Raw genomic sequence first — 25,008 nt, 5'->3', positions numbered from 1 at the left:
CATTATATCAGAGGAATCTACGATGCCTATGCTTACAAATGCTAGAACTAGAGCGTCTTACTTCTTCTGCTTCGCATACTCGGCCGTATATTCTTCAATCACCTTGTCACCGCCGGCTTTTCTCCATTTATCCACTTCTGCTTGCCACCCGGCCTCGTCGATTTTCCCCATAATAAATTTGGTTTGGGAATCACGAATCAATATATCCAATTCTCCGCCTTTTTCAGAATACGTCTTGGAGTTCATTGTTAACGCCACATTGGGCACCACATTCTTCAGGTTGTCGGCTACGACCTTCCAGCCCTTCGCCTGCAAATCCGATAATTTTAGAGGCAGTCCTGTTCCTGTTACCTCAAACGAAGGCAGACTGTCACGATAAGGCTTAACCTCGAGATTAAATTGGGTCAGGTCTTTAAACTCCGCTTTTCCGTCAGCCGTCTTCGTAAAATGTTTGCCTTCAATCCCTCTAGTTAGAAGTGTCGACATCTCCGGCTCTAGCAGCTTATCGAAGAAACCCAACAGCCGCTTTAATTCCGCTTCTGACTTGACACTTGATTTCGGGAAAACGAAGAAACCATTATTGCCTGGCTCAGCCGGTACTCGATTGCCTGACGGTCCCATATAAGGCGCAATATCAACTACGCCATTAGGTACAGCTTTGTTTAGGTTGTCTTGAGAAGTCGCAGCTGCCGAAGCCACGGTATTAATCCGAATTCCCACCTTGCCTGCATTCCATTTATTATCGGCATCAGCTGTCTGAACAACGGAAAAGTCCTGATTAATTAATTTTTCCTGATATAGTCTGCGAAGCAGCTTCATGGAATCCAGATAAGGTTTCGTCATAAATTCAGCTACCAGCTTACCGCCTTCTAAACCCCATTTATTCGGCGCTCCTTGAGAAACTGCGAGCCGGGTCAGAAAGGCGCTGCTGGCAGCCGGGTCGTTATAGGACTTATCAAGAAACATACCGTACGAATCATTCTGACCATTCTTATCAGGATCCTTCTCCGCGATGGTCTTCATGATGTTATACCAGTCATCTAAGGCTGCCGGAGGCTTCAGGCCAAGTCCATCAAACCAATCCTTCCGGTAAGTGATACCGGCACGGCCGATATCCCGATACAAGGGCAAACTATATAACTTTCCATCAACCTTTACATTGTCGTAATACAATGCGTTGACAGCTGATAAGTTTTTATAATCCTTTAACAAAGGGCCGATCTCCCAAAACAAGCCGGATTGGATCGCGCTAAGAGTGGTTGCGTTTGATGTAACTTTAAATGCTTTAGGCATTTCATTCGAGGCAATCATGATGTTTTTCTTATCTTCGAAAGCAGCGGATGGAATCCATTGCATATCGATTTTTGAATTCGTATATTTCTCGATAGCCTGCTCCACTTCGCTGCCTTTTTTCGGAGCTTCTCCGATTTGAGGCGTAGCGATAGTAACTTCCAACGGCGTATTGTCCTGCTGCGCAGTTGGCGAGCTCTTCTCGCCTGCGCACCCTGCTAAAGCACTTACAGTCGTCAGCAATGAAACCAGAGTGATAAAGCGCTTACTTTTCATACATAACCCCTCCTGAATGTTTGTTTATGGAAACTCTTCGAAATAGAGTTATCCTTTTACCGAGCCTAATAGCACACCCTTGGCAAAATGCTTCTGTAAGAAAGGGTAGACGAGCACAATCGGAACGGTTGCGACTACAATGGAAGCCATTCGAATAGTCTGTGGTAAATAGTCGGTTGGATCTTGCTGTGACGTGGTATTCCCGATTTGATCCTGAGATAACAAAACAATTTGTCTCAAAATAACCTGGACCGGAAATTTCTCAGCATCGTTCATGTACATCACCGCATTAAAAAATGTATTCCAATGTCCTACGGCATAGAAAAGTCCGAAGGTAGCCATCGCCGGCATCGATAATGGTAAAATGATACGGAATAATATCCCTACATCATTACAGCCATCGATCTTCGCCGAATCTACCAAGCTGTCGGGAATTTGTTGAAAAAAGTTCTTGAGCACGATTAAATTAAATGCGCTTATAGCTGTCGGAATCATCAGGGACCAGTACGTGTTGATCATACCAAAGGCCTTGACTACAAAGTAGGTCGGGATCAAGCCTCCGCTGAACAGCATCGTAATCAAAACCATGAGAAGTATCGTCCGACGCCCTCGTAAGGTGGCTTTAGCCAAAGGGTATGCAGTAAACGAGGTCAACAGTAGGTTGATCAACGTACCGAACACCGTGATATATATCGAGATAAGAATACTTCGAACCATCGTGTCGGTTGAAAAGATGTATTTATACGCCCCCAAGGTAAACTTCGAAGGAAATAAGAGCAGCCCGCCTTTAGCTACCTCCCCTGGGGAAGCAAAAGACATTGAAACGATATATACGAAGGGAATGATTGTGATTAGGGATACAAGGGTCAACAACGAATAGTTTACCGTATTAAACAGCCGATTGCTCCAATTCTTATCTTCTGCCAGCATATTGACAGCCTCCTGACGCTTTTTAATATACGCCTTCTTCGCCGAATTTTTTCGCTATCCAATTGGACCCGAGTACGAGGACAAGCCCTACCAGGGATTTAAACATCCCGACTGCGGCACTATAGCTGTATTGTCCTTGCGTCAAGCCTTTCATATATACAAAAGTATCAAACACTTCCCCGACTTCTCGGTTCATGGAGTTAAGCATCAGGAAGATGTGCTCGAAACCCGTGTCCAAAAAACTGCCCAAGCGTAGAATAAACAAGATGACGATCGTACTACGTATAGCAGGTAGCGTAATATGCCACAACTGGCGCCAACGCCCAGCTCCATCCATACGAGCCGCTTCATATAGCTGAAGGTCGACTCCGGACAACGCCGCGAGGAAAATAATCGTTCCCCAGCCTGCCTCTTTCCAGATCGACTGGCTGATGATCATCGGTCTGAACCAATCCTCACTTAGCATGAACGGGATTTTCTCGATACCGATTTTTTGGATCAGTTCGTTTACTACTCCACCTTCAGTTGTAAATAAGACATAGAATATACCAACCGCAACTACCCATGAAACAAAGTGAGGCAAATACAATAGCGTCTGAGCAAAGCGCTTGAATATCCCAATACGAACTTCATTCAACATAAGCGCTAGTACGATAGGCAGCGGGAAGAAAAACACCAAATTATAAATCGCTAACAAAATGGTATTACGGAACAGCATCCAAAACTGAGGCTCTGAAAAAAAACGTTCGAAATGCTTCAGCCCTACCCAGGGACTGTTCATAAAACCTAGATGCGGTTTATAGTCTTCAAAAGCCATGAGTAAGCCAAACATAGGAACATATTTAAAAATAATAAAATACAATACACCCGGTAATAAAATAAGATACAACCATCGATCCCTGACAATATCCCTTATGAACAAAGATTCTTTAAAGAAACGGTAATTGCTTCTTATTTGTAACTGAGCTTCATACTGCTCCTTCATCCGCCGTCCCCCTGACTGAATTCATCTGTGTATCGATCACAATTCAAATCATAAGTTTCGCGGTTACGACTGGCAATAGTACTGATCGAACTATCTAGATTTTCAATGAAATTGCAGCTTTTAAGATAAATTGAACCCCAGTTACCATTCTTTTCAGTTGCATCGTACTATCTTAACCTTCCTTTTATTGAATCGAAGAACCCTTACCTCAAGCTCATCCTCATTTATTCGAAATGTTTGATGCATCTACAGACTTTATAGATAAGAAACCAGCTTATCCAGTGGCAATAGAAAATCTAAAGAATAATAATAAACTGCCACATGAAATACAGATAAGACAGACGGAGTATCTCAATAACATCATAAAAGACCGGCTCCCCTTATTGTTCAGGGAGTCTCGGTCTTCTACATCGTCAACTCAGTTCGTCTACTTGCTGACAATACGATGAAAAGGCCTAACCTTTTCAGGTTAAAGCCTTTGTTCCAATCGAAAATCACAACTATCATCTTTCACTTCTTGTCTGAGCCTGATAAGCTCCTCTTTAAGCTCTACGTCTCTTCCATTGTTGGAAGTTTCCTTCAAATGCAATGAGGCTACTATAACTTACACCTATCATACGTGCAATTTACATCTTTTCTCCCCTATACAATAATCCTAAACGAGCAATTCGGATCCTCTAACGTCTGGGATTTAACGGCAATATTTCTCCCTTAATGCCAGCGTGTATTGAATCGATTGCTCTACGCCTTTATTTTGATCTTCAATCATTTTTGCCAAAAGTTCTTCTGTCGGGTAATAATAGTCCTCGGGTCTAATGATATTTAAATCATAAGGAGGCTTTTCAACTTTAAATGCTCCCTCACCAACTTCAAATACACCTCCGGTTCCCGGTTCTCTTTTGAAAGACACGGAATACGGGAAACACATTTCCACATTGATACGGGTAAGTGTCGATTGTTCTACCAATATTTTGAAACATTCCTCTGTATCAATATTGCCAGTTCCTATAGGAACTCCGCATACCTGGAAGTCCTCGCCGTCATGAATAATGATGTGGTCTTTAAAATGGGTCGTAAATGCATACGGCGCCAATTTCCTGACAGCGGCAACAGGATCCTCCCATGCCATCATGCCGTTACCGATATCGCAGTGCGCGCCAACCCAAGGGCTGTCCACATCTTTGATGATTTGAATAACTTCATCCGCAATTTCTTCCTCATGATTTTCTACTGCCAGTCGAATTCTGTATTTCTTCAGCAGCGGGACAAGCTGTTTGATATGTTGCGGAGCTCTTTTCAATTTATCCGGATCATAAACGCCTATACAAGCGTAAGTCCGAACGACGTCAGCTCCTAGTTGATGAGCGGCTTCTATCACTTTCGTTAGATGGTCAGGATCCGTACCGCTCGTATCGATCTCAGCAAAAAATCCATATTTCCGGATTTCGTTTCTTACTTCAACCAAATATTCGGGATCAAATGATTCAAGAACCCCCCACCCCGGCAGCCCGGCCAAGGGTTAATATTCAGCATGACACCGTCTAATCCCAATTCGGCTGTTTTGCGGATAAATTGAAATACATCCATGCGGCCAGAAATGAACTGCAAGTGATAACTTTCAGTTTCCAACCCGATTTTCATAATCTCTCCTCCATATCCAATGACATCCTTATTACGCCGACAGCTTTAATCCAATGGCAGCGATAACGACCATGCTAATAAACAATAACCGCCGCCAATCTTTCGATTCGCCGTATATGAACATGCCGATCAGCGTACTTCCTACCGTTCCTATTCCTGTCCAAACCGCATATGCCGTACCCATCGAAATGGTTTTCATCGTTTGGGACAGCAGAAAGAAACTTAATGAGAAGCTGACGGCCAGCAGGATAACTGTCTTCCAACTTTTGTTTTTGCTCAGTTTGTTCAGACTCACAGCCCCCACAATCTCAAAAGCGCCTGCGAGAATTAAGCAAATCCAGCCCACTACGCCACGGCCCCTTCCTTCTCGGATTGTTTCGTTATCATTTTGAGCCCGATAACACCGGTCAGCAATAATAGAATGAGTGCTATTTTAGCCCAGCTAAACGGTTCTCCAAACACGAGCATCTCGACGATGACGGTCTCAAAAGTACCGAGTCCGGTGAAAACCGCATAGACCGTTCCGACGGGCAGCTTTTTTGAGGAACGAATCAGCATGTCAAAAGTAATATAAATCGCCGTTAAAGTTCCTACCCATGACCACCAACTATCCGCATGCTTCAATCCGGTTACCCAGCCAACCTCGAAAATACTCGCAATCAGCACATAAGTCCAATCCCGCTTCATCAGATTTGCATCTTCTTCCAAATCAAGTCGCCGTTCTCCGTAACGATATCCCCGACTGAATTTATGATGAGATCAGCGAATCCGCTTAACTCGGCTGTTCCGCTAACACCGGAGAGAACACCGATCGCAAGTCCCGCCGAACCGTTCTTCGCAAATTGAAGATCGACAATCGTATCACCGGCGACAGCCACTTCTTCCGCGCTGATTTTCGCAATCTCGCAAAATGCTTGAATCATGTTTGGATTCGGTTTTTTCTCGAAATAATCCGATGTTCCGATAAAATCAAAATAACCTTGAATGCCGATTTTATCCAAAAAGAACTTCGTAGAATCCCGATCATCCGCAGTTGCGATGCCCATTTTAATACCATGCCGGCGAAGCCGATCCAGTAAATTCGGCAAATCCGCTGTCGGCTTTAGATGGTCCCGATTGGCTTTGGTCAAGCTGTAAAGCTCATCTGTCATCCAAACATCCAGCCCGTCCAGTTTCTCCTGACTTACATCCGCTTTCGTCAGCTTCTGAACAAACGCCCCGTATATATCCTGTGTAGTGCCGCTGGCCAGAAACCCCCTCGGATCTACTTTATTGTCATGAAGCCCGATAGAAATGAGCAAATCGTCCTTCAACTCCCGGCAATTGGCGATTTCTAGCTTTTCAAGCAAACGATCCGCTAGCTGCGTAGCCACCAAGACCCAACTGGAATAAAAATCCATTAAAGTTCCGTCTTTATCAAATAAAATTCCTTTAATCTGTTTCACTTGACAATCTCCTCATCCGCTGTAACCCATTCGATATTCTCCAAAGAAGAGTTCCACGATTGCGGCGCTTGTTGGTCGCAAACGATCACGTTGATCTGGTCAAGCTGCGCGAATTTGCACAATGCTTCAGCACCGATTTTGCCATGATCCGCAAGAATAATTTTTTCTTTCGCCACCTGAATCATCTTGGCCGAAATCGACGATTCTTCCAGCGTATATTCCATAACACCCGAAAGGGAGATGCCTCCCGGCGAAATAAAAGCTTTATTTACACAAAACAGATCCAGCATTTTTTCACAAACAGATCCACTCGTTGAATACTGCTCTTCATTCAATTCCCCGCCTAACAGAATCACTTTTCCGTGAAATAAACCCTGATTTAAAGAATCCAATAGCGTATGCGACGTAGGTACCGAATTCGTCAAAATGGTGACCTTATTGACGCCGCGGAGAGCGTGCGCCATTTCAAGGATCGTGGTTCCTCCTCCCATGACGATCGTATCTCCGTCTCTTACCAGTTGCGCGGCTTTCTGAGCCACTTTCTTTTTGTTTTCCAGACTAACATCTTTGCGTTGATAGAACGACGGTTCACCCAGTTGAAAATTAATTTTGACAGCTCCGCCATGCACACGTTTGAGAAGTCCTTCCTTCTCCAGCATATCAAGGTCGCGCCGGACGGTTTCCATTGAAACGTCCATCAGTTTGGCTAATTCAGCCGCGTTCACTTTGCCGTAAGCTTGTAAGCGATCAAGAATAAAGTTTTTTCTCTCTAACGACAAAACCGACATGACCAACACCCTCCTCTATTCTAACAAGTTGCACGCTGACGCCGGAATCCACACCTTAATGAACAATTCCTCATCAACAGCGCTTTTATGGGGAACATTCAGCTCATCCACCGATAGATTTATATCTTGTGCTTGAATCTCATAGCGGCGCACATTGCCGCGAACCGTCATACTCTTCACGATCCCTTCAAGCCATAGGCCAGGCTCCTGCTGATCGGACAACACATCGTGCGGGTGCAGCTCCATAACCTCCGGACGAATGGCATAGCTTCCGGGCTTGAAAGATTGTCCAGTTAATCGAGAAAGTTCACGATCCGTCAATACGTTATAGCTGCCGATAAAGCGGGCCACAAATTCGTTTTTTGGGGAAGCGTAAATATGCTCCGGCTTGCCCTGATGAACAATTTTTCCGCCATTCATAATGAAAATACGGTCAGAAATCGTCATCGCCTCTTCCTGGTCATGCGTAACGAATATCATCGTCATCTTCAATTCCCGCTGAATGTTTCGCAGTTCGATTTGCAGGTTTTTCCTGATTTTGGCATCAAGAGCGCTTAAAGGTTCATCCAGCAGCAGAATATCCGGTTCCGTGACGATCCCTCTGGCAAGCGCTACACGCTGCTGCTGCCCGCCGGATAATTGATGCGGATAAGAGGATGCTTTATCGGACATATGGATTAACTCGATCACTTGGTTGACCTTAACGGCTATCTCTTTTCGAGGCCATTTTCTCATTTTCAGACCGAATGCAATGTTATCGAAAACAGTCATGTTCGGAAACAGGGCATAGGATTGAAAAACCATGCCGACATTTCTGCGCTGCGGCGGAAGCTGAGAAATATCGTTTCCATTAACGCTGATCGTCCCGCCGTCCAGCTTTTCCAACCCGGCGATGGAACGCAGCAGCGTGCTTTTCCCGCAGCCGCTTGGTCCCAGCAAGGTAACCAGCTCTCCTTTTTCTATCTGGAGAGATACTTGCTTCAGTACAGTAGAATCCGCGTATTGCTTCAACGCTTGATCGATTTGGACGTAGCTCATGATACCTTCTCCTTGATTTCATCTAACCTACGGTAGCGTCTACCCAATCTCAACATCAACCACGAAATGGCCGCTACCATTAGAAAGTACGTAATTACAATGCTGCTGGCCAAGTGGCCGTTTTCATTCAAGCGTCTCATTAAATAAATTTGGATCGTTTCATAATATCCGCCGATGAGAAAATTGGCCAGGACGAATTCGCCGATCAGAATGGAGAACGATAATAGAGCGGAAACGAGCATTCCAGTCACCATGTTAGGCAAGATGACGAGTGCGAAACCCTTGATTTTGCTTGCTCCCAACACTTCAGCGGCTTCCATTAGCCTTTTGGCATCAATCGTTCGCAAGTTGTTTCGAATTCCTTGATACATATAGGGAAGAACCATTACGTAATACGCTCCGATTAAGATCCATATCGTCCCGGACAATACGATCGGCCCGCTTGAATACACCTTAATTAATCCAACGGCCGCGACCACCCCCGGAACAGCGAAGGGGATCATGACAAGCGCTTGTAGGACACGCTCCATTTTAGGCAAATACAAGAACACAACAAAGATGGCAATCGACATGGTAACTACACTTAGAACAAGTGTAATTGCAGAAACGAGAAGCGTACGCCCGACTGCTTGTAAAAATCGGGGATCCGTATACAAATTCTCATACGCGCTGAACGTATAGGATACCGGGAGAATCGTGTGATGCCATTCTTTGGCGATCGAATACAAGAACGTTGCCGCAAGCGGCAGGAAGAGATATAGAAAAGTCACCGAAATGATCATCGTGTGCAGCCATTTTTTCTTCATCGCAAATCTCTCCTGAACCGTCGCATCATACGTTCATTACACCACATCGCCATGACCATCATCAATCCTAAAATGACGGCCAAAGCGCTGCCGAGTTGCGGTCTTGTGGCAACATCTCCGGCTACAAGCGCGCCGATGCGGATAGGCAGCAAATTATAGCTGCCCCCTACTAAAGCATAGGCTGTTGCATAAGCGCCCATGGCGTTGGCGAGAAGAATGCTGAACGTGCCGACCACGCTGGGAATAATAACAGGGAATCCGATTCGCAGCCAAAATTGGAAGGCCGATGCGCCAAGCAACGCGGCGGATTCCCGCCACTGTCTTTGAATACCTGAATAGGCCGGATAAAGCATCAGAATGGCTAAAGGCACCTGGAAATATACATACACAGCCACTAAACCGCTCCAACTGTATAGATTGAACGATCCTGTAATGTTCCAACCCCATTCTTTGAATAGGAGCGTAAAAACTCCGCTGTTGCCGAGCAAAATGATGAAAGCAAAGGCTAGCGGCACGCCGGAAAAATTGGAAGTCAAATTGGAGAAGGTCACCAGCATGGACTGAATCTTAGAAGGCATTCGCGTCATGGAATATGAGGCGGCGATTGCGATCGCAATACCGATGCAGCTGGCATATACAGAAATGAGCAGGCTGTTTAGCATTCCTTTCGTATAATAAGGGTTGGTCAAAGCTGTTAAATACTGCTTAAACGTATATGTGATCCCGTCATCCGCAAGAAAGCTGTCGCGGACCATGGCAATCAGAGGCAGCAGCTCGAACCCGACAATCAGCAGGGTAAACGGAAGCAGAGCAATGAAGGCGAGCAGCGTGACTTTGTGATTCATTCGGACAAACCTCACTTCTTTTTAATCCGTCACTTGATGTTAACCAAAACTTGTTCTTGCCACAGCTGCGGAATTTTTTTGGATGTTTCATCCCATAATTTAAAATCCGTGATCGGTTTCGCATTTCGATACTGTTCGCCCGGAATCAGCTTCTTGGCGACATCTTCCGGCAATTTGACGTTACTGCGAATCGGACGTGCATAGCCTTTGGCCAGGTTGATCTGTCCCTCGTCGCTCAAAATATATTCGCGGGCAAGCTTCGCGGCGTTCGGATGAGGTGCATACTTGTTAAGGATGGTAGTGTATCCCCCGATGATGCTGCCTTCTTGCATGATGTTCACGTCAAAACGATTCGGATCGATTTGGTCTTTAAAACCAAGCGACACAAAATCCCACAAAATCGCAACTTGCACTTCACCTTTCTCCAAATCGGCGTTGGTTACATCTTTCGTAACCAATCTGTTCTGCTTGGCCAATTTCGCAAAGAAGTCCAATCCAGGCTGAATGTTGCCCTCATTGCCTCCATGCGCGACCGCCGCTGCCAGTACGCCCATTTGCGCTTGCGATGACTTTGTGACATCCGGAATCTGAACTTTATAATCGCCTTTTTCAATATCTGCCCATGTTTTCGGCGGATTTTTCACCTGCGTTTTATCGACAAGCACGGAGATTGTACCTTGATAATCAACCAGCCAGTGGCCGTCCTTATCCTTCGCCCAGTCCGGAATTTCGTTCCAGTAAGACGTTTTATACGGCATGGTCACGCCTTTTTGCATGGCGATCGGTCCGAATGCCATCCCTACATCTCCGATATCCGCCGTTGGATTGTTCTTTTCAGCGTCAAATTTGGCGATTTCCTCTGAGCTTGTTAAATCCGTATCCGAATGCGTTAATCCGTATTTGGAGGTAATATTGCCCCAGGTTTCTTTCCAGTTGGCCCAGTCATCGGGCATCCCGACACTGACAACCTTGCCTTCCTGCTTCGCCAGATTTTGAATTTCTTCCAAAGTCTGTTCTTTGGCCGGAACCGGAGTACTGGTCGCAGGAGCGGATTGTTGAGGCGCGCCGCAGGCAGTCATACTCAGAGCCATCACACTAATGATCAGGGCTGATTTCAATGATAGATGTTTTTTCATAATAAGTCCCTCCGTATTTGGGTATTTGTGCGTTTTTGTTGTTTTCAGGTACAAGTAAATTGTACAATCGCAACGTTAACCACAAATCAAATAGGTGTAAATGTTTTGTAAAGAAAAAAAGACTACTTTTCGCCCGATCTCATCATGGGAAAAGTAACCTTTAAAGTTTGTGAAGCTGTCGTTTATTTCATGTATTCGCTATTGTACGTTTCCAATTCATAGCCCTGTCGGAATAATGCTCACTTAAATGGTTAAATTAATAAAAATTGGAATGTACTTGGATGGAGTCGAATGAGGAATCTCATAAGGAAATTGTTGTCGAACAATCACGAAATAGAAAAAAAGGCACAAATGAAAATGAGTGTATCTCCCCAATTGCAAAAAAATATGGAATACATTCAAAACCAATTGTTTCATTCGGGTGATCTGAAATACCGGAGTATTAAGTTTAATCAATTAGATGGTCTTATCGTCTTTTTAGAATCCCTGTCTGATCAACAGAGAATTCAAATAGAAATTATTCAGCCTATAGAAGAAAAAAAAGCAGGAACCGTGGATGAAATCATTACTTCTATGGAGATTACGAAAACATCGGATCTGAGCGAGGTGCCACACGCCTTAGTTCAAGGGAAATGCTTATTGTTATTTGAAGGTAAAGTAGAAGCCTTTATTATCGATGTAACAGCAAATTATAAACGGAATATATCAGAGCCAGTGAATGAAGGGGTCGTTCGCGGCGCCCATGATGGCTTTATCGAGGACCTTATCACGAATCTGTATCTGGTTCGAAAGCGTATTGAAAATCCGAACTTGGTTGTTCGGTATTACCAGGTTGGAAAGGCAACCAAAACAAAGTTGGCTCTTCTCTATATGCAGGATCTGGCAAATCCGGATTTGATCAAAGAAGTGGATCATCGACTCGGTTCCATTGCTATGGATACCACGATCTCTCCAGGATTCATTACCGAGTTGATTGCAGACAACCCATTTTCTCTATTTCCACAAATCTTATTTACGGAAAGACCGGATCGGGCGACAGCTCATCTCATGGAAGGCCGTGTCGTTATTTTATCTGATGGAGACCCGACTGCGCTGATAGTGCCAGTGACTTTCTTTGCCTTTTATCAAAGCCCGGATGATTATCACAGCGGGTGGATGGTCGGTTCGTTCATACGTTTGATTCGTTTGGTGAGCTTTATCATCGCATCTCTCGTACCTGCTTTATATATTGCGATTATTGGCTATCATCCAGAAATTCTCCCATCAAATTTGATTTATACCGTAAAAGGCAGCATAGACAGAGTTCCATTTCCACCTATTGTGGAGGCTTTACTAATGCAAATTACCTTAGAGGTGCTGAGAGAAGCGGGGGTTCGTTTGCCGAACCGAGTAGGTCAAACCGTCAGCGTTGTAGGCGGCCTGGTTATCGGTGAATCGGTAGTTCGAGCCGGATTGGTTTCATATCCCATGGTGATCGTAGTCGCTTTAACCGCTATTTCGTCCTTTGTTGCCCCGTCTAGTGAAATAAGTACAGCCACTCGCATCCTGAGTTTCCCTCTCATGATTCTGGCCTCGTTGTTCGGCTTGATCGGTATCATGTACGGCTTGATATTTATCTTAATTCACTTATGTAAATTAGAGTGCTTCGGTTCAGCCTATTTTGCGCCGGTAATGCCGCTTCGAATCAAAGATTTGAAAGATGCATTAGCACGTTTTCCAATCTGGAGCTTGAATCAGCGTCCTCATGACCCGCATCCTAGAAAATTAACTCAAGAAAAAAATTCAAGGAGGTGGGAACATGATGATCCCGGAAAAGAGTAGAATTACACAGGGACAATTTATGTTTTTTGTCATTCAGTCTCAAGTGGGGGTTGGCATCTTATCGCTTCCTCATAAAATGCAGGCTATCGCCAAGGGAGGAGGATGGATATCAACATTAATCGCCGGATTGGCCGTACAAGTGATTATTTTGATTCTATGGGCGCTATGCAGGCGTTATCCATCCGATACAATCTACGGTTTTTTGCCCAAAATCGCCGGCAATATTTTGGGGAATCTGCTTGGCTTTGTTTATATCGGCTACTTTCTATTATCCGGGGGAATGGTCTTAGCCGTATTTGCCGATGTCGTGGGAAAGTGGGTGCTCCAAAGCACGCCTAGATGGGCGTTATTAATTCTCACTCTCCTCACCTGTATGTATTTGGTTAAAGAAAATCTTAGAGTGATTGCCAGACTGTTTGTCATCTCTTCGTTAACGATCATAGTCATGGTGTTACTATCCATGCTCGGTTATGCCAATGTGAACTTCAGCTATATATTTCCTATTACTGAAGCTGGATGGGGAAAAATCATCGAAGCTGCGAATGAGGCATTGTTTCCTATGGTTGGGTATGAAGTGATATTGGTGATTTATCCATTCGTTGAAGGGAAGAGCGGCGGGAAATTAAAGGCAGCTTCTTTAGGGAATATGTTAATTACACTTTTTTACACATTTGAGGTGTTTACAAGTTTAATTATATTCAGCCCTGCGGTCATGCCCTCCGTTCAAGAACCTTTACTGTATATGCTGAAAGGTTTTTCTTTCCAGATCATTCAGCGGATCGATTTAATTTTTTTATCTTTATGGGTTTTTGTTGTCAGCACTGCCATTGTCTCTTGGTTATTCATGGCAACAATAGGTTTGGGCAACCTCTTTCACCGGGGAGAACATAAAAAGGCTGTCCCCTATGCCGCAGTCATTCTATTTATCCTGGCTATGATTGCTCAAAATCCTTCGATCACCGACTTTTACGATCGCATGAATAAGATTTCTCACTATACGCTTATAGTTGGGCTTCCTTTGATTCTTCTTATCTTCTCTTATCTTACTAGAAAAAGGATGGTATAAACCGGATGAAACGGGTGAAAAGGAGCTGCTTTTCAAGCGTGGTTATTTGTGTTCTTTTATGGATGACTGGATGTTGGGATCAAGATCTTTTACAGAATGCCCGTTTGCTTTATGCAGAAGGGTTCGATCTCGCGCCGAACGGAAAGCTTCAAGCCACCTTTGTTATACGAGACATGCCCGCAAGCGAACAACAGAGCCCTAAAAATGATATTATTTTCACGGTCGGCAATACGGCAAGAGAAGTCCGAGATAAAGCGGATGATAAGGTATCCCGGCATCTTCGTACTTACAGAAATCGCGTAATTCTCATTGGAGAAGAACAGGCCAAACAAGATATTTATCCGATACTCGATATTTTTTACCGCGACCCTAAGAGCGCTTTAAATGCGAGGTTCGGGGTGGTGCAAGGAAAAGCGGCGGACATACTTTCTCTTAAAAAGGTAGGGAATATCTTAATAGGAGAAGAAATTGATGAACTAATCAAGAGCAAAGAAGAAACGACATCCGTTCCTAAGGTGACCATTGAAACGATTTACCCTGTCATGATGGACCCCGGAGAGGATTTTGTTCTTCCATTTCTCACGGAAAAAGGGAAACGAGTCGACGTTTCGCGAATTGCCATGTTTCATAATCAGAAATTTACAGGGACACTGAGCCCTGATGAATCTACCATGTATTTATTTTTGAAGGACAATAAGGGGAAAGTAGCGAGATTCACTAGAAAATTAAGTAGTCATAAGGGGCATCAAAGCGGTCATGACTTTATTACCTTTAATGTAGAAAAAACAAAGCGAAAAATGAAAATACTGACTCAATCGGGCGATAAAATTATGGTTAAGCTGGAATTAAAATGGAAAATAAGTATCGATGAATATCCGAAAGATCACTTAAATGATAAAAAACTGGTCTCACAACTAGACCAGTTTCTTACTAAAGAGATGACCCATCTGGCAGAAGAAACGCTTGAGAAAATGCAAAAAGCCCGCTGCGACGGATTAGGTATCGGCCGACAACTAATGGCGTTCCATCCCGATATTTGGAAGAAGCAAAAGGAAATCTGGGAGAGCAACTACCAAAAAGTAAATTTTGTTACTGAGGTTCAGGTAGAAATCACAAAGAAAGGGATTATTAGTTAACCTGGACATCCGCCTGCGATCTTGAAACATTAGAGTGCACGAATTAAAAAAGCCAGCAGTATGCTGGCTTCTCCTATTTACATGAATAATATATTTATTATAGTGACTGCGCTGGTCACTCTCTACTCCGTTTTTGACTTCTTGCTTGTACGATTTCGACCAAAAAAATCCCCTTGCCTCTCAGCTTTGGCTATGAGGACAAGGAGATGTACGTACCTATTCCAGATTTGTTTCTAGTCCTTTTTCTTTCATGAAATCAAATACGGTTTGGCTTGTGGCAATTCCCGCGCGCGCTCCCATGATGGTAACAGCTCGAGCAGCCGCTGCATTGGCAAAATTCGCCACCAAGCCCAAATCATTACTTTTATTCATAGCGTAAATAAAGGAACTACAGAATGTATCCCCTGCACCTGTAACATCTACAACATCAACCGGAATTCCTGGTACTTGAATATGTTGATCCTTCGTGTAAACAAGGCAGCCATCCTCTGCTAAAGTTACGACTACAATTTCCGTGCCATAGCTCAACAATTGCAAAACGGCTTCCTCATGCGATACACCTTTTCTGTACACATCAAATCCAACCTTGTTAAAAAAGAGGATATCCATTTCTTCGAAGAATATTTCGTCGCCCTCGTCGATATTACACACGTCAAGGTCGTAAACCATTTTAGCGCCTGATGCTCGAATCTTCTTAATAATATCCATTGCATTCATATTACCGCAGCGCAAAGGCTTTATTTCTACGATCGTTGTATATACATACTTAGCGCTGCACATTGCATCTAAGATCTCAGGCGTAATTTCAATATGCTGAATACCTAATGTAGGAATAAATAAAGTATGATCATTTTCGGCTAGAATAATAATATTTTTAGCATCAGGCAGGCTATCGTCATATAAAACATACCGAGTGTCAATCCCTTGCTTTCGTAGATCTGAGCACAGCATCTGTGTAATATTTCCACTGTTCAGGAGTGAAAGAAAATAGACGGATTCATTAAATCCCGTATACACACAAGCCGCATTTGCGATACTTCCACCCATTTGTGGTTGCAAAGTCTCGACAAGTACTTTTTCTCTTATTTTTGGCCAGAATGGCGCTTTATAATATTCATCAAGTGCAACATCTCCGACGAAAAAGGAATAATCTTTATTCATAAGTACCCCCGCATATATCAACTCAATCTATTGATCAAATACTTTTATATTATCTCTGTTGACGTATTTTTTGTACCGCGCCTATAAAATGTTTAACATGTTCAACATCTACGTTCCCATCATCTTTATAAGTATCTTTTAGAAAGCTGCCAACAAGGGCTACATCAGCAATAGCAAGTTGGGTGCCACAATTTTCTGCTGTTAATCCCGCACCAACAACTAACGGAACATCATCACCGATTAGGGCTCTAAACTCTTTGATTTTATCCATATCCGTTTCCATGCCTGTCCCTGTGCCAGTTACTACGATCCCATCGCACCTGCTCAAACCAATTCTCATATCTTCTTCCAAAGATCTCCCAGATAAGTACGGCTGATACTTGAATCTGACTCCTCCTAATACAAATGCGTTTGTTTGTTCACGCATATTTGTAATAAATTCATCATATTTAACGTCATCTTCCGTATTCAAATGCCCTGCTACCGAATCAATCTGAATGAACTTAGCTTCATATTTAATAGCGAGTTCAAAAGCTCTTTGGTCATTATCCAGAACATTTACTCCATAAATAATGTCTTTACGTTCTTTATAAATATACTTCAGCACTTCTTCAACATCTTCTGGAGCGCCAAAATAATTTTCTATGATTACGGCATTAATCCCATTATCGATCAATTGATCGATTTCTCGTTTAGCAATTTCCAGCTTCTCTTCGCTAGTATTTCCTTTAAGATGAATCATTGCTAATACAGGTTTATCCACATTGAATAAATCTAGAAAACTTCCTTTTTTAACGATCATTTATTCCACCTCTTGTCTGATATTTGTGTGTATGAATAGATCATCAATATTTATTCGTTAATAGCTCTACAAGTTCATTTCTAAATAAAATATTATTTTCTAAGCCTAGATCATTAGCTAGATCTCCAATTTGGGGTTTCTTAATCTTCGCTTTTTTTACTACTTCTTGATTCCAAAATATATCCTTGGCAGAGCCGTCAGCAATAATTTGTTTGTTTGCCATAGCCACTACTCTTGAAAAGTTATCCGCAACAAACTCCATATCATGGGTGATCGTAATCACACTCTTGCCCCCATCCTGCAAAACATTCATAAGTCTGGAGAGAGCTTTAATTCCATCCAGATCCTGACCGGCAGTCGGCTCATCCAAAATAATATAAGGTGTTTCGATGGCTAGAATTGCAGCAATCGATATGAACTTTCGCGTTGAATAAGGAACATCATACGGATTCATGTGTAAATAGTCCCTAATTCCTGTAAGATCAACAGCCTTATCTACACGGCGATCAATCTCTTTGGGGTCCATCTTTACATAGTGCAGCATGTATTCAATTTCTTTCTTCACATTACTGTTAAAAATTTGATCATCCGGATTCTGAAAAACATACCCAACAGAGGCTGAAATTTGTGCAGTCGTTTTATCTTTTGTATTGATCCCATCAACAAGGACATCGCCTTTGGTTGGCTTATTTAATCCATTCATGAGTTTGACTGCCGTCGTCTTGCCTGCCCCGTTTTGACCAACAATGGCTACTCTTTCACCACTCTCGATGCGGAGGTTAAGATTTTCATTGGCGATGTATCCGTTTGGATAGGCAAATGTCACATTTCTGAATTCAATGGCCCCCATTTACACACCCCATCTTCTTCCTTATTTGCTCTTCCGCCTGTGATTTTGTGATTGCAATATAATCAAAAGGCTTATTTAGCCTTTTCATATCATGACTGAGTAAAGAAACTTGTGGAATGGCTGCTCCCATTGCCAATAATTCCTTATTGGAAAAAACCTCTGCAGGTGTTCCGCTAGCAACAATTTGTCCTTTATTCATGACCAAAACCTCATCCGAATACTCAGCAATCAAGTCAACTTTATGCTCCACTAGCAAAATGGTCTTCCCCTGCTCCTTCAGCATATCTATGATCTCAAATACATCCGAAGTACTTTCTGGATCAAGCTGTGAAGTCGGTTCGTCAATAACGAGAATGTCATTATTCATCGCGATAATGGATCCAAAGGCTACCCTTTGACGTTGGCCTCCAGAAAGATTATTGGGATTCTTCTTGATTAAATCCTCAATTTTAAGCAATTTTACAACCTCTATAACCTTATCGATCATCTCTTCTTTTTCAAATCCAAGATTCTCAAGCCCTAATGCAATTTCTTCAAAGACGGTCTCTTTAACGCCGCTTATTTGAGTAAAAGGATTTTGAAAAATATAACCAATTCTTGTGGATAATAAATGGCTTTCCCACACGCGCACATCTTTTCCTTCAATCAAAATCTCTCCGGTAAGATCACCCTGATAAAAGTGTGGAATTAGTCCTCTGACAAGGTTGCATAGTGTCGTTTTTCCGCTGCTGTTTGATCCGATAATGCCATAGAACTTCCCTTTTTCAAAGGTAAAGTTAATATCTTTTAGGGCTAAGGTATCACTAAGAGGATATTTATATGAAACATTCTTTAACTCTATATCTTTCATAAAATAAACCTCCAAATGACAAACAGAATGAGAGCCATATTTACCAGACCGACCAAGACCTTTTCGCCCCCTGGAACTTTACGAAGGGTGCTCAAATGCGTATTTTTTGCAGGCGCCGAGAAAGCTCTGGCATCCATAGCAATTGCTTTTTCTTCTGTACTTGTAACGGCTCCTAGAACAAGTGGAGCCATGATCGGAAGAAATGCTTTAATCCGTCGCCATATATTCCCTTCCGTTTCAATCCCTCTCGCTCTCTGAGAGTCCATGATTAACTTGGCCTTGTCTCCAAGATCGATGATGGATTGGAAAGAAGCAAGAATAATATAGGAGGTAGCATGTGGCGCACCTATTTTCTCAAGCGCATACATGAGATCCTTAGCTCTTGTTACGCAGCTATACAGTACGAACGCTCCGCATAGAGACACGACTAAGGTTGAAAACCAAATTCCTTGATTGATTCCTTCTTGTGTAATATTAAAAACCCAAAGCTTAAATAATGACGACTGGCCTGGGATAAACATAGCTCTCATGACAAAAAGCATAGACCCGATTAGCAATCCTAGTTTTACATACACCTTTGAAAAACGTTGCAAGGTACCAGTAAGGACAGCTAATAGAAAATATAAAACAATAATACAAACGCTCACTTGCCAGCTTTTCGAAATGATGGAGACAATCGCCACTGCAATTAAAATATTAAATTTACTTATTGGATTGAGATCCAATAACCAATTGCCTGTGAGCTGCGGCTTTTTAAAAGAATTTATAAATTCATAATCCACTATATATCTCTCCTTTCACTTGAAAAAGGGCAGGGAGTCAATGATTCAGTACGATCATTGCCCCCCTGTGAAGTTATCACATCTTATGTGTGGATTGTTCGCCACGGTTTCTATGAATAAATTTTTCCCCTTGTGGGAGCTTAACTAAAGTTCTCACTGGAATACTCTTAAGTATGGCAAAGACGGCTATCATCGTTGGTATTTTATCTAATAGATCAGCAAACAACTCAGAAATAAATGCCCCAGCCTGAACTGAGAAGCCCATCGTCATCAACATACCCGTTATCATGCCTGTTGTTCCAGCACCAAGCCCGCCAAACATTAGAATTGTAATCGTTGATCCTATTCCGCCGCCGATGATCGCAAAGCCGATGGAGGCAACAATGGTTTTCCATAAACTCGTAAACACGCCTCTTCTCGCCAAATATCCGGCTAGTAAACCAAATAGGATATTTAACCATATGTAAGCTAGTGTCGTTGGATTGGTTACTGAAATCGTTAAATTTGTAATGGCACCAACAATCGCACCTGGAATTCCGCCGCAAAGGGCGCCTACTACAATTGTGCCAATCGAATCCAGGTATAACGGGAGCTTTAACAACAAAACAATCTGACCACCAATAAAGTTAACTGCAATGCCAATCGGGATTAAAAAAACGGTTAATTTTAACGAATTTTTCATTGACCTTCCTCCTTATTTTCTCATTTAATGTCAGAATATTCCGACTTTAAAAATCATAAGTAGCTGGTGAAATGATTAAGTCCAGCTAATTAATGAAAAACTAATTGAGTTCGGTCATAATATTGAACTCAAGATTAGGCGCATAAATGATCTTCACTTTCTCAATTTCGATACTATTTGAGTCAAAAATACTTCCTTCCGCTTTCAGCAAAGCGTTTTCCGTATCGTTAATTTGCAATATTTCCCTTGTCTGCTTATCGATTGTTACTGGTGATAGCGAAATTTCTGTGCGTTTAGGATACATTTGATATTTCTCTCTAAGTGTTTGATAGAGTGACTCTTTTTCAAAGTCGTATTGATCCAGTCCCGGAAATAAACTGACAGGAAGCAATGAAGTATCGATCATCAAATAAGTAATAATATCTTCTTTTTTGACTCCGCGTGCCCGGACCAGTTTGTAATAATCTTTTCCAGCCAACGAAATTACGGTTTGCTCTAATACTTTTGAAACACCAACTTCATTGCGGAGATTCAAATAGTCCGTAAATCCACCGAAATTCGTTATGTTGTACTTTAATGGTCTTAACAAGACGAAGGTACCCTTTCCACGCACTTGTTGAACCAAGCCATCATTTACCAACAACGAGATTGCATTCCTTACTGTCCCTCTAGTTGTTTGAAACGCTTTCATAAGTTCCGTTTCAGAAGGTATGAATTCTCCTTGTTCATATTCGCCGTTTAATATCTGCTCTCTAATCTTTCGATACAATTGAACATAGAGAGGAGTAAAATCATTCTTGTCTAGCAACAAATAACCCCCTTTTGGTTATACAGTTATTCACTTATGTGTACAAGTTGATTCTAGCAGAAGTATATTTAATAAGTCAACAAAATTTTAGAGTACTTAATCAATAAAGACTGCCGACTTTGGTCGGCAGCCTTATCATGATGATTTCTTAATTATCGTAATACAAATCCTTCATTAACTCGATACCACCCCGGAACTACCGGAACTATCCATTCATACCATCGAATGAACCTCATTAGGCTCATTCACATAGGTGTGCTGCCAATCCTTCTCCTGCTCAAGCTGCCAAAGACGATAGTAATAGCCTTTGCGATGGAGAAGTTCTGAGTGTGTCCCCCGTTCTTGGACACAGCCATCATGCATGACAATGATTTCATTCATGCGTTCCAGACCTGTCAATTTATGCGTGATCCAAAGCACCGCTTTGTCCTTCAACAACGTGTCCAAATTGCTCCAAATCGCCTTTTCCGTCAACGTATCCAACCCTGTTGCCGGTTCATCGAACAAAACAGCTGGACTTTTACGGAGTAGCGCACGTGCCAAAGCCAGACGCTGCCGCTCGCCGCCAGACAATAAACTGCCCAATTCGCCAATGACAGTCTCATATCCGTTCGGGAACTGCTCGATCGTATCGTCAATCTGTGCCAAGCGAGTCGCCTCTCGCAGCTCATCTTCGGTCGCCTCGGGGCAGCTAAGCCGTAAGTTCGCATTCACGGATGCGTTAAACAAGTGTACGTTCTGGGAGACAACTGCAAATTCCGAGCGGACGAAGGCCGCTGGCAAATCGCGAAGCTCCTGACCATTCATCGTAACGGAGCCCTCGGTATAAGCGCGCAGCTTCAGCAGCAAGTGCAGCAGTGTACTTTTCCCAGCTCCGCTTTCACCGACAATGGCGGTCATCGTTCCACGCTTCAACGTCATGGACAGGTCCCTAATGGCATACGGCTCCTCTGGGCTATACTGGAACGAGAGCCCACGAATGGAGGTCGTCCAGTCATCTTGTAAAGCATCCCTTTCACGCGTTTCAGCGGGCACAGGTAAGCTGAGCTCGACCTGACGTCCCTCGTCAATCTGGTTCTCGTCGGCTAATCGGAACAGTCTATCGGCGGATGAAAGCGTAAGGCCCATGGACTGAAATGCGGTCGGTAACGGCATGACAGCTTCAAAGCAAGCTAACGTAACCATAACTAACGCTGGTATCGCGATACCCTCTAGCTGCCCGAGACTGACTAAATACACCGAGGCCGCAAGGACCAACCACATCGCTAGATGTGCGGCCGCCAGCATACCCCCACCCGCATAGGAAGCAACCTTATGTTGATTCGTTTGATACACATTCGAACGGCTTTGTATCTCATCCATTCGAAGAACACGCTCGTTGACACGACCAAATACGATCAAATCTTTGATCCCTGCGATGAGATCCGCTGTTTCGGCATACATGACTGCTCGCGCCCCCGCGATAGCCTCGCCACCCGACTTAGCGCATCGAGCGCTAAGCCAAGGGATGCCTATGCCGGCCAACACCAGCATACAAGCAAGTAGGATTGCCAATTCAACATGATGCGCAGCCATCACAATACAACCTAGAAGTCCAGTGAGCAAAGCAACTAGCGGGGGCGCAAGAACGCGTAAATACACATTTTGCAATTGCTCCACATCGCCAATGACCGCATGAAGCAGTTCTCCGCTTCGTCCCTTCTCTAACAGCTTGACCCCATTCGGTTCCAAACGTTCGTAGAGCCAAACGCGTATGCGATGCAAAATACGGAATGTCAAATCATGAGAAACAAGTCGCTCTAAATAACGAAACACGCCTCTAGAGAGACCGAAAAATCGGACACCCACAATCGGAACCCAAAGCATTAGAACGGATTCGGGGCGCAGCGCCGCTTGAGCAATGAGGTAGCCGGAGGTTCCCATCAGCCCCATATTAGCGGCGATTGTCAGACAGCCGAGCAGCACCGCCAAAGCTGTTCGGCCTTTGTATGGACGAACGAACTCAAGCATACGTATGAACGTCCCACTCCGATTAATGCGCTCTTTCTCATTTGAATCCTGGCGGGAAATACGGTGGCTAAACGCTTCAGTCATCACACCTTCGGAAGATCCATGAGCTTCAGCCTCGTTTAGAAACGCCTCCGTTTTCGCAGCGCTATTAGCCTTCATCATGCGAGCATACAGCCCACCAGCGGCTAACAAATCAGCTGGCGTTCCGATTTCAGCAATCCGCCCGTTCTCCATCACAATAATGCGATCCGCGTTTTGTACCGTTTCAAGACGATGCGCCACTGTTATTGACATTCGATCTTGCAACTGCTCATTCAGCCCCTGTCGCACGATAGCCTCATGAATGAGATCCAGCCCTGAGGTTGGCTCGTCGAGCAGCAAAATTGGCGCTTGCTTAAGCAGCGCGCGTGCGATGGCAATACGCTGCACTTGACCGCCGGAAAGACGGACAGACTCCCCCAACATCGTCTGATCGCCTTTCGGAAGCCTATCGATGAAATCAACGCCTGACGCCAGAAGCATTACTGCCATATCTGTTTCTGCGACATCACCGCTGCCCATGATCAAATTTTCTTTCAAAGTGCCGTGATAGAGCCTTGGATTCTGATTGACGGCGGATAGTTGATCGCGCCACCATGTCATCGATAGCTCCGACAGCGGGATGCCATAGACTAGAATTCGCCCTTCCGTAGGCCGAATGAAACCCTGAAGAACATCTAGGAGCGTGCTCTTGCCGGAGCCCGAAGGACCAATCACGGCTACTCGCTCTCCAGGTTCAAGGGTGAACGATACGTTAGAAACCGCAGCTCTTTTTTCCCCAGGGTAGGTGAGTCCGATCTCTTGAAATTCGATTCTGTAACCCTTCGCATTCCAAACGGGACGCTGACTGTTGTCCCGTTCCGTCCAGCCTGGGGATTCCGTCTCCAGAATATCCATGATGCGCGCAGCAGCAGCCATCCCATTCGTGCTCGCATGAAACTGGGTCCCTAGCGCTCGCACAGGCACATAAAACTCTGGCGTCAAGAGCAGCACTAGGAACGCATGCTCAAATCCAATTTCTCCAGCAACCAGCCGCAATCCCAGAAATACGGCAACGATGGCCGTACTAAGCGTTGCAAACAATTCCATGACAAACGCCGATAAAAAAGCTAAACGCAAGGTCCCCATCGTCGTTTTGCGATATTCTTCACTGATTCGGGAAATAATTTCAATTTGCGCACGGCTGCGATTGAAAATCTGCAGCGTCGGTAAACCGCGCAGGATATCGAGAAAGTGACCTCCTAATCGTCCAAGCGTATTAAACTGCTTCTGCGCCTTCGATTTGGCGGCCATCCCAACGAGAATCATAAAAATAATGAGCAGCGGGAAGGTGATCGCGAGCACTAGGGCGGATAGCCAATCCAAACCTGCAACAAAACAAAATACGGCAGCAGGAATGAGCATGGACAAGGCCATCTGCGGCAAATAGCGGGCCAAATACGTTTCCAACTGTTCAACGCCTTCGTACACAGTGCTTATCAACTCTCCGCTGCGCTCACCTTTGGCGTAATTCGGTCCTAAGTCGGCGATTTTTTGAAGCAGCCTTATACGCAGATCGCTCTTAATGCGGAGCGCCATACGGGATGATACATAGTCACTCGCCATTTGGATTACCGCTCTCAAGCCAATCCATCCGAGAAGCGCAACCAACACTGGAATCAGAGCAGTAAGCCCGAGTCCTTTCATAAACGCCCCATTGACAATCTGAGCCAAATAGGAAGCCTCTACGATAATGAGAGTTCCCCCGGCCAGGCCAAGCGCAATGCAGATGGCAAACAATTGAAGCGTCCCCGGCACTTTCAGTAATAGCTTCTTCATCAT

At 43.9% G+C, this 25,008-nt stretch carries 24 protein-coding genes and 1 pseudogene; 4 read left to right on the top strand and 21 right to left on the bottom strand.

Annotated features, from left to right (window positions below):
* Window positions 1-57: 57 nt before the first annotated feature.
* The 3 genes from ACBP55_RS11780 to ACBP55_RS11770 are packed head-to-tail and all read right to left on the bottom strand — an operon-like array spanning window position 58 to window position 3,481.
* Window positions 58-1,566: an extracellular solute-binding protein gene (locus ACBP55_RS11780; protein ID WP_464651723.1), complete on the bottom strand. Its 1,509-nt coding sequence runs from the start codon at window positions 1,564-1,566 to the stop codon at window positions 58-60.
* A gap of 48 nt (window positions 1,567-1,614) precedes the next feature.
* Window positions 1,615-2,496 carry a carbohydrate ABC transporter permease gene (locus ACBP55_RS11775; protein WP_464651721.1) on the bottom strand — a complete coding sequence of 294 codons (882 nt, stop codon included), beginning with the start codon at window positions 2,494-2,496 and terminating at the stop codon, window positions 1,615-1,617.
* Window positions 2,497-2,518: 22 nt separating this feature from the next.
* Window positions 2,519-3,481: an ABC transporter permease gene (locus ACBP55_RS11770; protein ID WP_464651719.1), complete on the bottom strand. Its 963-nt coding sequence runs from the start codon at window positions 3,479-3,481 to the stop codon at window positions 2,519-2,521.
* Between the two features lie 257 nt (window positions 3,482-3,738).
* Between ACBP55_RS11770 and ACBP55_RS11765 the strand changes: the two are divergent.
* A pseudogene (locus ACBP55_RS11765) lies at window positions 3,739-3,847 on the top strand (IS6 family transposase); the annotation flags it as partial.
* Between the two features lie 325 nt (window positions 3,848-4,172).
* Here the strand turns inward: ACBP55_RS11765 and ACBP55_RS11760 are convergent.
* Genes ACBP55_RS11760 through ACBP55_RS11715 form a run of 10 tightly spaced genes read right to left on the bottom strand, consistent with a single transcriptional unit; the run spans window position 4,173 to window position 11,180 of the window.
* On the bottom strand, window positions 4,173-4,946 hold the full coding sequence (locus ACBP55_RS11760; protein ID WP_464651717.1) for a sugar phosphate isomerase/epimerase family protein: 774 nt from the start codon (window positions 4,944-4,946) through the stop codon (window positions 4,173-4,175).
* On the bottom strand, window positions 4,934-5,122 hold the full coding sequence (locus tag ACBP55_RS11755; protein ID WP_464651715.1) for a hypothetical protein: 189 nt from the start codon (window positions 5,120-5,122) through the stop codon (window positions 4,934-4,936). The genes ACBP55_RS11760 and ACBP55_RS11755 overlap by 13 nt, the downstream gene beginning before the upstream one ends.
* Window positions 5,123-5,153: 31 nt before the next feature.
* Window positions 5,154-5,468, bottom strand: a complete 315-nt coding sequence (locus tag ACBP55_RS11750) for a DMT family transporter (RefSeq protein WP_464651713.1) — start codon at window positions 5,466-5,468, stop codon at window positions 5,154-5,156.
* A complete protein-coding gene (locus tag ACBP55_RS11745; protein WP_464651711.1) occupies window positions 5,468-5,809 on the bottom strand; it encodes a DMT family transporter in 342 nt (113 codons plus the stop codon). The genes ACBP55_RS11750 and ACBP55_RS11745 overlap by 1 nt, the downstream gene beginning before the upstream one ends.
* Window positions 5,809-6,567 (bottom strand): HAD family hydrolase, encoded by a 759-nt coding sequence (locus ACBP55_RS11740; protein ID WP_464651709.1) that lies wholly within the window; start codon window positions 6,565-6,567, stop codon window positions 5,809-5,811. Before ACBP55_RS11740 ends, ACBP55_RS11745 begins: the two co-directional genes overlap by 1 nt.
* Window positions 6,564-7,355, bottom strand: a complete 792-nt coding sequence (locus tag ACBP55_RS11735; RefSeq protein WP_464651708.1) for a DeoR/GlpR family DNA-binding transcription regulator — start codon at window positions 7,353-7,355, stop codon at window positions 6,564-6,566. Before ACBP55_RS11735 ends, ACBP55_RS11740 begins: the two co-directional genes overlap by 4 nt.
* Window positions 7,356-7,370: 15 nt before the next feature.
* Window positions 7,371-8,393 carry an ABC transporter ATP-binding protein gene (locus tag ACBP55_RS11730; protein WP_464651706.1) on the bottom strand — a complete coding sequence of 341 codons (1,023 nt, stop codon included), beginning with the start codon at window positions 8,391-8,393 and terminating at the stop codon, window positions 7,371-7,373.
* The gene (locus ACBP55_RS11725; RefSeq protein WP_464651704.1) at window positions 8,390-9,199 is read right to left on the bottom strand and encodes an ABC transporter permease; all 810 of its coding nucleotides are present in this window, start codon (window positions 9,197-9,199) and stop codon (window positions 8,390-8,392) included. The genes ACBP55_RS11730 and ACBP55_RS11725 overlap by 4 nt, the downstream gene beginning before the upstream one ends.
* On the bottom strand, window positions 9,196-10,044 hold the full coding sequence (locus ACBP55_RS11720; RefSeq protein WP_464651702.1) for an ABC transporter permease: 849 nt from the start codon (window positions 10,042-10,044) through the stop codon (window positions 9,196-9,198). Before ACBP55_RS11720 ends, ACBP55_RS11725 begins: the two co-directional genes overlap by 4 nt.
* A 29-nt stretch (window positions 10,045-10,073) precedes the next feature.
* Window positions 10,074-11,180, bottom strand: coding sequence for an ABC transporter substrate-binding protein (locus ACBP55_RS11715; RefSeq protein WP_464651700.1), 1,107 nt, complete (start codon window positions 11,178-11,180; stop codon window positions 10,074-10,076).
* A 291-nt stretch (window positions 11,181-11,471) separates the two neighbouring features.
* Here ACBP55_RS11715 and ACBP55_RS11710 point away from each other — a divergent pair, with 291 nt between their 5' ends.
* Genes ACBP55_RS11710 through ACBP55_RS11700 form a run of 3 tightly spaced genes read left to right on the top strand, consistent with a single transcriptional unit; the run spans window position 11,472 to window position 15,203 of the window.
* Window positions 11,472-13,001: a spore germination protein gene (locus ACBP55_RS11710; RefSeq protein WP_464651698.1), complete on the top strand. Its 1,530-nt coding sequence runs from the start codon at window positions 11,472-11,474 to the stop codon at window positions 12,999-13,001.
* Window positions 12,979-14,067: a GerAB/ArcD/ProY family transporter gene (locus ACBP55_RS11705; RefSeq protein ID WP_464651696.1), complete on the top strand. Its 1,089-nt coding sequence runs from the start codon at window positions 12,979-12,981 to the stop codon at window positions 14,065-14,067. The genes ACBP55_RS11710 and ACBP55_RS11705 overlap by 23 nt, the downstream gene beginning before the upstream one ends.
* A 38-nt stretch (window positions 14,068-14,105) precedes the next feature.
* Complete coding sequence (locus ACBP55_RS11700; protein WP_464651695.1) at window positions 14,106-15,203, top strand: Ger(x)C family spore germination protein; 1,098 nt, start codon at window positions 14,106-14,108, stop codon at window positions 15,201-15,203.
* Between the two features lie 216 nt (window positions 15,204-15,419).
* Here ACBP55_RS11700 and ACBP55_RS11695 read toward each other — a convergent pair whose 3' ends face one another.
* The 8 genes from ACBP55_RS11695 to cydD form a co-directional block, all read right to left on the bottom strand.
* The gene (locus ACBP55_RS11695) at window positions 15,420-16,364 is read right to left on the bottom strand and encodes a carbohydrate kinase family protein (protein ID WP_464651693.1); all 945 of its coding nucleotides are present in this window, start codon (window positions 16,362-16,364) and stop codon (window positions 15,420-15,422) included.
* A 49-nt stretch (window positions 16,365-16,413) separates the two neighbouring features.
* Window positions 16,414-17,166 (bottom strand): BtpA/SgcQ family protein, encoded by a 753-nt coding sequence (locus ACBP55_RS11690; protein ID WP_464651692.1) that lies wholly within the window; start codon window positions 17,164-17,166, stop codon window positions 16,414-16,416.
* Between the two features lie 43 nt (window positions 17,167-17,209).
* The gene (locus ACBP55_RS11685) at window positions 17,210-18,016 is read right to left on the bottom strand and encodes an energy-coupling factor ABC transporter ATP-binding protein (protein WP_464651691.1); all 807 of its coding nucleotides are present in this window, start codon (window positions 18,014-18,016) and stop codon (window positions 17,210-17,212) included.
* Window positions 18,003-18,866: an energy-coupling factor ABC transporter ATP-binding protein gene (locus tag ACBP55_RS11680; RefSeq protein ID WP_464651690.1), complete on the bottom strand. Its 864-nt coding sequence runs from the start codon at window positions 18,864-18,866 to the stop codon at window positions 18,003-18,005. Before ACBP55_RS11680 ends, ACBP55_RS11685 begins: the two co-directional genes overlap by 14 nt.
* On the bottom strand, window positions 18,863-19,648 hold the full coding sequence (locus ACBP55_RS11675; protein ID WP_464651689.1) for an energy-coupling factor transporter transmembrane component T: 786 nt from the start codon (window positions 19,646-19,648) through the stop codon (window positions 18,863-18,865). The genes ACBP55_RS11680 and ACBP55_RS11675 overlap by 4 nt, the downstream gene beginning before the upstream one ends.
* 76 nt (window positions 19,649-19,724) lie before the next feature.
* Window positions 19,725-20,330, bottom strand: a complete 606-nt coding sequence (locus ACBP55_RS11670) for a hypothetical protein (RefSeq protein WP_464651687.1) — start codon at window positions 20,328-20,330, stop codon at window positions 19,725-19,727.
* Window positions 20,331-20,430: 100 nt separating this feature from the next.
* Window positions 20,431-21,138, bottom strand: a complete 708-nt coding sequence (locus ACBP55_RS11665) for a GntR family transcriptional regulator (RefSeq protein WP_464651686.1) — start codon at window positions 21,136-21,138, stop codon at window positions 20,431-20,433.
* Window positions 21,139-21,351: 213 nt separating this feature from the next.
* On the bottom strand, window positions 21,352-25,008 hold the full coding sequence (cydD, locus tag ACBP55_RS11660; RefSeq protein ID WP_464651684.1) for a thiol reductant ABC exporter subunit CydD: 3,657 nt from the start codon (window positions 25,006-25,008) through the stop codon (window positions 21,352-21,354).

It is taken from the genome of Paenibacillus sp. WG02 (assembly GCF_055396115.1).
The sequence above is the reverse complement of the archived record's forward strand: the minus strand, read 5'-3'. Positions and strand labels throughout refer to the sequence as shown.